Origin of the sequence: Emticicia sp. (genome assembly GCF_043780375.1) — a bacterium.
GTDB lineage: Bacteria > Bacteroidota > Bacteroidia > Cytophagales > Spirosomataceae > Emticicia.
On sequence record NZ_JAYWCU010000298.1, the window covers coordinates 1 to 8,246 of the forward strand.

The 8,246-nt window shown below is 34.1% G+C and carries 10 protein-coding genes; 3 read left to right on the forward strand and 7 right to left on the reverse strand.

From position 1 onward, the window contains the following. The first annotated feature begins 107 nt into the window (after positions 1-107). Together ACH2CJ_RS21735 and ACH2CJ_RS21740 are read left to right on the forward strand one after the other, a co-directional pair. Positions 108-398: a hypothetical protein gene (locus ACH2CJ_RS21735; RefSeq protein ID WP_394996674.1), complete on the forward strand. Its 291-nt coding sequence runs from the start codon at positions 108-110 to the stop codon at positions 396-398. 25 nt (positions 399-423) lie between these two features. Further along, a complete protein-coding gene (locus tag ACH2CJ_RS21740) occupies positions 424-1,506 on the forward strand; it encodes a family 20 glycosylhydrolase (RefSeq protein WP_394996677.1) in 1,083 nt (360 codons plus the stop codon). 80 nt (positions 1,507-1,586) lie between these two features. Here the strand turns inward: ACH2CJ_RS21740 and ACH2CJ_RS21745 are convergent, their stop codons facing one another. The 7 genes from ACH2CJ_RS21745 to ACH2CJ_RS21775 form a co-directional block, all read right to left on the reverse strand. Further along, positions 1,587-2,783: a hypothetical protein gene (locus ACH2CJ_RS21745; RefSeq protein WP_394996679.1), complete on the reverse strand. Its 1,197-nt coding sequence runs from the start codon at positions 2,781-2,783 to the stop codon at positions 1,587-1,589. After that, complete coding sequence (locus ACH2CJ_RS21750; protein WP_394996682.1) at positions 2,780-3,346, reverse strand: nucleotidyl transferase AbiEii/AbiGii toxin family protein; 567 nt, start codon at positions 3,344-3,346, stop codon at positions 2,780-2,782. Before ACH2CJ_RS21750 ends, ACH2CJ_RS21745 begins: the two co-directional genes overlap by 4 nt. A 17-nt stretch (positions 3,347-3,363) precedes the next feature. Next, positions 3,364-3,648 (reverse strand): DUF6922 domain-containing protein, encoded by a 285-nt coding sequence (locus tag ACH2CJ_RS21755; protein ID WP_394996685.1) that lies wholly within the window; start codon positions 3,646-3,648, stop codon positions 3,364-3,366. 6 nt (positions 3,649-3,654) lie between these two features. Continuing rightward, a complete protein-coding gene (locus ACH2CJ_RS21760; protein ID WP_394996688.1) occupies positions 3,655-4,467 on the reverse strand; it encodes a type 1 glutamine amidotransferase in 813 nt (270 codons plus the stop codon). Positions 4,468-4,603: 136 nt separating this feature from the next. Beyond that, on the reverse strand, positions 4,604-5,701 hold the full coding sequence (locus tag ACH2CJ_RS21765) for a carboxylate-amine ligase (RefSeq protein ID WP_394996691.1): 1,098 nt from the start codon (positions 5,699-5,701) through the stop codon (positions 4,604-4,606). An 81-nt stretch (positions 5,702-5,782) separates the two neighbouring features. After that, entirely contained in the window at positions 5,783-6,781 is a 999-nt protein-coding gene (locus ACH2CJ_RS21770) for a RimK family alpha-L-glutamate ligase (RefSeq protein ID WP_394996694.1), read from the reverse strand. A gap of 69 nt (positions 6,782-6,850) precedes the next feature. Continuing rightward, positions 6,851-7,561 (reverse strand): alpha/beta fold hydrolase, encoded by a 711-nt coding sequence (locus ACH2CJ_RS21775; RefSeq protein WP_394996696.1) that lies wholly within the window; start codon positions 7,559-7,561, stop codon positions 6,851-6,853. A 254-nt stretch (positions 7,562-7,815) separates the two neighbouring features. On the opposite strand from ACH2CJ_RS21775, the gene ACH2CJ_RS21780 reads away from it, so the two are divergent. Next, positions 7,816-8,246 (forward strand): alpha/beta hydrolase-fold protein (locus tag ACH2CJ_RS21780; protein ID WP_394996698.1); only part of this gene is annotated, 431 nt, incomplete at its 3' end.

Sequence of the window (8,246 nt, forward strand, 5' to 3'; positions counted from 1 at the left end):
TGTGTCATTCGTTCTGTCATTGATACATTGCTAAAAAGGCAACTGGAGGTACTTCCATACCTAAATCTAATCATTAAAAATCAACCTGTGTGGTAACAACTATTCTTATGAAAAAAAATAGTAATTTAATTCAAAATCAGCGATTTATTAAAAAGAAGCTAATTGAGAATTCTATTCAAAAGATTATTAAAGATGATAGTTTGCAAGAATTGCGAAAAGAAACATATCAGATTCCTCTAAAAAAATCAAAACCAATAGGAGAACCAAAACTAACTTTCACCCAAGAAAATATCTACGAAAACGACGGAGTGCCGCCCAACCGAATTGTGAAGATTATTTATGAAGATTTACAACTTGGCAAGAAAAAAGTACATGAACTAAAATATGAGTTTTATTAAATCACTTTTCACCCATCAACCAAATATGAAAACTAAAATATTACTTTTAATTACACTTTTTCTAAGCATAAATTCCTTCGCCCAATCAAAAAAAGACAGTCTTTTTCCTGTGCGTGGATTTTGTATTGCAGCACCAAATACAAAAGAAATTGAGCCTTTTGTGAAGTTTATCAATGAAGAATTGGCAAGTCGAGGGGTGAATACATTAATCCTAAGAGTTGATTTTAATTATCAGTTTGAAAGTCATCCCGAACTACGTGATGCCAACGCTCTTTCAAAAGCTGATATTAAGAAACTTGTCAAAGTTTGTCAAGCGAATAAAATTCGACTTATTCCACAAATCAATTTATTGGGACATCAATCTTGGGCGAGCAAAACCACCAATTTATTGAATGTTTACCCTGAGTTTGATGAAACTCCTCACGTAAAAATGCCTGAAAAATACGTTTGGCCAAATGCTGACGGTTTGTATTGTAAAAGCTATTGTCCATTGCACGAGGGCGTGCATAAAGTTGTTTTTGCTTTGGTTGATGAGATTTGTGATGTTTTTGAAAGCAATGCTTTCCACGCAGGAATGGATGAAGTTTTTTACTTAGGTGATGATAAATGTCCAAGATGCAGTGGCAAAGACAAAGCAGAATTATTTGCAGGAGAAGTCAATAAAATTCAAAATCATTTGGCTCAAAAAAATAGAAATTTATGGATTTGGGGCGATAGATTGATTGATGGAAAAACAACTGGCATTGGCATTTGGGAAGGAAGCTATAATAACACGCACCGAGCCATTGATTTGGTTTCAAAAAATGTTACTATTTGCGATTGGCATTACGAACAACCGTTGCCAACCGCAGTAATGTTTGCTATGAAGGGATTTAATGTTATTACTTGTCCGTGGAGAATGCCAGCGGTAGGAGTTGCACAAGTACAAGACTTAGCCCGTTTTAGAGCAAGTTCAACCCCCGAAATGAAAGGAAAATATCAAGGTATTATGCAGACTGTTTGGTCGGGTGTGGGTAATTTTTTGGAGGAATTTTACAGTAAAAAAGAAGGTAATTCGCAAGCCAATTGCTTTAGAGCGATATTTGATGAAATGAATAAAGTGCAATAAAAGTGACTTATATATGCTAAATTGTTTAAATAAAGTGAAGTTTTTCTCGTGGCATGATTTTTCCATGGCACGAGAAAGTTTCAATCCTCAAAAAATGCACAACTTCCACCAACCCAATCGAAGTTTTTATTGAAGTTTACACCAATCATTTCACCACGACTTAGGCGAGCTAAATTCGTAACTAATTTTGGTCGAGAAGCATTGTCTTCCCACGTAAATAACATTCTGATTTCAGTTTTTATCAAATTTCCTTCTTTGTCTTCAATAATTGGCTCGTATTTTACCTTTTTCTGAATCAAATAGTTCTCTTTGTCTTCAATTACGTCTAAATCTTCCTTCGTAAAATGAAGTTTTACGCCACTTCCTGCAAAAGAAAAAAGCGGTTTTAAAACATAATTTTCTAAATCGACAGGATATTCTTTTAATTCTGACAAAAAGAAACTTTGTGGTACGAAAGCACTTTTGAGCAAAGGCAATGTAAATTTACTGATTCTGAAAAACCAATTGGGGTGCGTTACCCATTTGGCTTCAATTTCGTCAGTCATTTTGAAGTTTGTCTCCAAATTTGGAAAATTCTGTAACAAATCATCAAAAATCAAGCGATTGTAAATGCGTTTTATTTCAATGGTTTTACCTGCTTTTTCGTAGAAAAGTTTCTTACCAACTTTCTTTATTTTTGTTAAACAAACAGGCTCAATTCCCCAGAGTTGTTTGGTAATTTCAAAATCTAAGCGTGTTTTTTGCTTTTCTGGGTAAATTTCGAGCAAAATTACATTTTCAGGTTTTTCATCTGCCAAAAGCACTTTTTTCATTTCATCAACGTAAGAAGCAAACGAAAGACGATTGAAATATTGGCTAAAATTTTGTGGTATTTCAAAAAATTTACGGTATTTCTGACCTAAATACCATTGATAACCAAAAAGTGATGGAAAACCTTGAAGTTCAATTAGTTGAGGTGAAAGTTCTCCATTTTCATCTTTACAAACTGCAAAGTCAATGGCTAAAAAACTTGGGTGTTCATCCTCATTTGGTACATTCTGATTTGTTGGAACGGCTCTTTGTGTTTTTTCCTTGAAATCAGGTTTCAGTAAAACATCAATAATATCGTTGCAGGCTTGTAAAAGTTTGATTTTTAGGTCTTTGGGAACAAAAACTGGTGTTTCGGCAACTCGAAAATCAAGCTGATTTGGAAATTCTTGTTGAATTTCAGCAAGCATTGACTCGAATTTTTCTTGCGAAAAACTTTCATTGAACTTATGTCTGATTTGTGGAATCATGAGCTTAAAAAGTATCTTTTAGCGTAATATTTTAATTTTGTCTTTACTTCCTCCCAGTCGTAATTTTTATACAGTTTGGGCATTTTTGAGCTATCTGCATTGTCAATTTCACCAAATGCAGTAAAAATTATTGATGAATTTTTGCTGTATGGATATAAATTATTGAAATGCGAAAAACCATCATTAAATGAAAAATGTTGGCAAAGTTCGTAAATATCTATAAAATCTTTTTTTGTTTTTCGTGTACAAATCGCATCAAATTTCATAGCAAAAACATCAAGCGGACTTGCAATTCTGATTCCTTCAATAGTTTCATAATTCTTAAAATCTATGTCCCACTTTGCTAAATCAATCTTTATATCATTTTCAATAAATGCTAATAAGGCAAAATCACCAGCGTACTGTAATTGCCGATTTGGATTAGTTTGAAGGTATTTCCAAAGGTTTTTAGGCAATTCTGATGAGCTAAATAAATCTATATCTTCCGAATTTCGATGACCGTACCTCAAAGCAAGTGAAGTGCCGCCAACCAAAACAAAATCGTTCAGTTTTTTATTTTGCATAAGATTATGCAAGATTTTCAGAAGGGAATGTGAGATGGTCTGTTTGTGTAGCATTTAAAGTTTTCTTTAGGAATATCCAACAAAAGATGTCCCAAACTTATGGCATTTAATCTTAAAAATGGAGCTTTTTTTAGAGCAAAGGCACATTTTTCATTGCCATAGAAAGCAATAAGATTTTTCAAATCGCTTAATTTACCCCACTCAAATACTCGTCCAATTATCCAATCGGCTTCTTTGTCATAATCAAGGCTTTGAAAATCAACATCCCAAAAAGCCTGTTTAGAAAGATTTGGCTTTTCCATTATTTTTTATGCTAAGGCTAATATCTGTTCCGCAGCGTGATTCAAAAAAGTAGGAATAATAACCGATTCGGTGAGCATGATTTTATCCGGGTCGTCGAGGCGGTCAATCATTTCTTCATATTTTTCAATGCCGTATTCATTAATAACTGCCATGCGTTTTTCTTCTTGCTTAAAATACCTCATCATTCCCTCAGAATCAGCTTCTGGGTGAAATTGTGTGCCAAAAACTTCGTCCGAAAAACGAATCGACATCACCGCTCTTTCTAAAGGGATATGCTCTCTTATTTTCTCTAAACAAAGTATTTTTGCACCAAAATCATTTATTTTCTCCCAATTAGGTTGCACTAATTGATAATCTCTTGAATCAACCGCATAAAAAACATCAGGCAATTTTTCGAACAAAAACTCTTCTTCACCATCATCGGTTCGGTGCATGGGCATTACGCCAAAAGAAGTCTTACGTCGTTTGGAAACATCTCCAAATTTTAAATAATTGCTTACTATTTGAAATGAGTGGCAAATGAGAAACAAATATTTTTTTTCATCAGAAGCCTGATTATGAGCAAAAATTTGGTCAATAAAATGGTTGTAGTTTTCCTCCCAAGCATGACCTTCTGGTAGTGGATTTCCTGGTCCACCCGTCGAAATGAAAATATCATAATTTTCAATATTGGGGAACTCAGTTTTTTCTCTTACATTAAAAATATCATAATGTCCTTCAATGCCATCTTGTGACAAAAACTGTCCACATAGCATTTTTATACAACGCATTCCTTCGTTGGCTCTGCCATCGTACATATCTAAAATTGCAATATTCATTCTTTTAATTTACGATATACGAATTACGAATATTTTGAGAGGATTTCGCTGAGATTAAAATTGTTCAGATAAGCTATTAATAATCAAATACTTATCTCGTAATCGCAACGAACTCGTTCATAAATCGTAATTCCTTTTATAGTCCTGCTTTTGTTTCTTTTACTATATAATCAACAACAGCTTTCAGACTTTTAGTTTCTTCAAATACTTTTAACTGACGGTCGGCTCCGCTACCCATTCTCAAAATTTCATGGATATATTCCACTTCTTTGCGGCTACCAAGTTCATCCAGCACATCATCTACAAACTCCATCAATTCTTCGGCAAGATGTGAGTAAGGCACTTCAATTTCTTTTCCAAAATCAATCAAGTTTCCTTGAATACCATACCGAGCTGCTCTCCATTTATTTTCGCTGATGAGCATTTTATGGTAAGGTCTAAAATTTAGATTTTGTTGATGAAGTTTGTGTAATTTAGCTACAATGGCTTGCATTAACGCTGCCAAACAGATAGTTTCATCAACTCTCATCGGAATATCACAAATCCTAAACTCTACTGTCGGGTAAAATGGGTGTAAACGAACATCCCACCAAATTTTCTTGCCATTATCAATACAGCCTGTTTTGATGAGAAGATTTACGTAACTATCATACTCTGCTACACTCGAAAAATAATCAGGAATACCTGTTCGGGGGAATTTATCGAAGACTTTTGATCGATACGATTTAAAACCAGTATTTCGTCCGCACCAAAAAGGCGAATTGGTAGAAAGTGCATAAATATGTGGCAAGAAATACCTTGCAGCATTCAAAATTTGTATTCCTTCCTCACGGCTGGGAATTCCGACGTGAACGTGCAGTCCAAAAATCAGGTTTGAGCGAGCCACATCTCGCATATCATCAATTAGTTTGTCATAACGCTCATCTTCGGTAATTAGCTGTTTCTGCCAGTCAGAAAAAGGGTGTGTTCCTGCGGCTGCAATGTGGAGGTTTTGTTTGGCTGCCAAATCGAACAACATTCTACGCAGGTAAGTTACTTCTTCACGTGCTTGTTGAATATTTTCACACACACTCGAAATCATCTCAACCACCGCTTGGTGCATTTCCTGCTTGATTCGTTCTTGCAAAATTACTTGCCCACCCTCTACCAATTTTGACATGTGGGAACGTAATTCACGAGTTTTTGGGTCGATCGTTTGGAATTCTTCTTCAATACCTAATGTAAATTGGTGCATAGTTTGTTCGGTATTATTATGGTTGTTCTGATACGACGGATTTACTAATATTAACTCGACAAATTAGGAAATTTGTTGTGTTTATTTTTTCTTTGAAACTGCTTTTTTCTCTGGTACAGATACTAAATTTGCCATTGCTGCATTTCCAATGAATGTACCCCATGTACAGTTGTCTTTACCATTTTTTTGCTCAATTGCTCTTTCAATTGCCATTTTTGAAGCATTTTCTACAATCCAGTCATAATTGTCTTGTCCTACTGAGTGAATATCAGCATCGGGAGCTGGATTACAGAAATCAATCGCATAAGGAATTCCGTCACGAATCGCAAACTCAACAGTATTGAAATCATAACCTAAAGCATGGTTCAATTTCAAAACATAATCGGTAATAGTTGCCATCAATTTTTTGTGTTCTACTCCTTGTGTTTTTGGTTGGGTAGCATAACGCAAATGGTGTGGATTACGTGGCTCATACGGCATAATATGTACATATTTTCCATTGAGGCAATAACAACGATAATAGTCCGTAAACTGGATTTCTTCTTGTAAAAGCATCACTAATTCTCCAGTTTCAGCGTGTTTATGCCATAAATCATCAGGATTTTCAACTCTATAAACGCTTTTCCAGCCTCCACCCGAATGGGGTTTCATATAAGCAGGAAACCCAATTTGATTAAAAATATAAGCCCAATCTAATGGATTTACTAAATTACGGAATGATTTTTCAGTAGTGTCTGCTGGACGCTCTCTTGAAGGTAAAAGAATAGTTTTTGGCACTGGAACTCCCAATTTAACTGCTAAACAGTTATTAAAAAACTTTTCATCGGCACTCCACCAAAATGGATTATTGATAACTGCAGTGCCGCAAAGAGCTGCATTTTTCAAATATGCTCTATAAAAAGGCACGTCTTGTGAAATACGGTCGATAATCACTGCGTAATCAGTTGGTACTCCTTGCTCAACTTTATCAATCTGAACTGCTTCGGCAATAATGCCTTTTGGGGCAGTTTTGTTTACTTGCTCAATAAATGCCCATGGAAAAGTATCTTCCATGCCGAATAATATGCCTATTTTTTTCATGATTTTATTAGTATTATTTATTGATTTTAGAGTTTTTTGTTCTATTAAATGGAAATTAGTTATTGACTTTTAAATCGGCATTTTTCTTACATATTCCGAAAACATCATTTTCCAGAGTGGCCAGTCGTGACTTGCCCATTTTTTTTCGTCATACCAATGATCAATGCCTTTATTGCCTAATAATCGTGACATATTTAGATTGTCTTCACGGCAAATATCCCATTCAGAAGTGCCAAGAATGATGTTTAGATGTTTATATTTCCAACTTTCAGCATTTTGCATAAAATCCATTGGGTCATTGAAATAAACATTATCATCATAGTATCCTTTCATGAAACTTTTGATACTGAAAGCTCCACTCATACTGAACAAATGTGCCACTAAATCTGGATTTTTCAAAGCAAAATTGCTACAATGATAGCCCCCAAAACTACAACCTGCTACACCAATTCGATGAACACTACATTCGGTTTGGATATAAGGAACCAATTCTTCTTTCAAAAAACGAGTGTAAAGATTATAATTATGAATTTTGATGTTGGCAGGCAAATCTTTTGCGTAAAAACTATCAAAATCAATGCTATCAATATTATAAAGTTTTATTTTACCGGCATCAACCAAATCTGCAACAGTATCTAAAAGTCCAAAATCTTTATTTTGAAGGTAATTTCCCATTGAAGTTGGAAACATGAGAATTGGGTAGCCCCAGTGTCCGCTTACCAACAAATCAATGTCTCGCCCTATGATGTGCGAATAGAATTTTATGTGTTTTTCTTGCATAAACTTTGTAATGAGAAGTGTAATAAAGGTACAAAATTCGTATATTGTTTTTGAACAAGAAAATGTTTTGCCAAATAAAATTTTGATTTAACTTAATATTGAATCTTACATGTTTGATAAAATATTGTATTGTTGTATTTTTTTAAAATAAAATGTTGTTTTGATTTGATTTTCTGTTTTTGAGTTATGAATTTGTAAATTTGTCAAAACAAATATTTTTCTGAAATATTAGTCGAATTTAAGCTATTAAACAAATGAATTTTAAATTTTTTATCAAGAAGGCTACTATTTTAGTAATTTTGCCTTTATTTTTTTCAAGAAAAACCTTTTCTCAAGTGCAGCAAGTTACAATAATTAATGAATTAAAGATACAATCAAAGTTTCTCAAACGAGAAGTGATTTACGATTTGATTTTACCACCAAATTACGAAAATATTTCACAAAAACTTAAAGTTTTGTACATGAATGATGGACAAGATAAGGAGTCTTTAAAAATAGAAAAAACCCTAAACAAACTTTATCGTGCCAACGAAATTGAACCAATTGTTTTTGTGACGATTCATGCTAACGAAAGCGGAACGCCGCCCGATCGAATGAAAGAGTATGGTACGGCCGCAATGCCTGATTATAAAAACCGTGGCAACTTAGCTCATCAGTACAATGACTTTATTATTAATGAATTAAC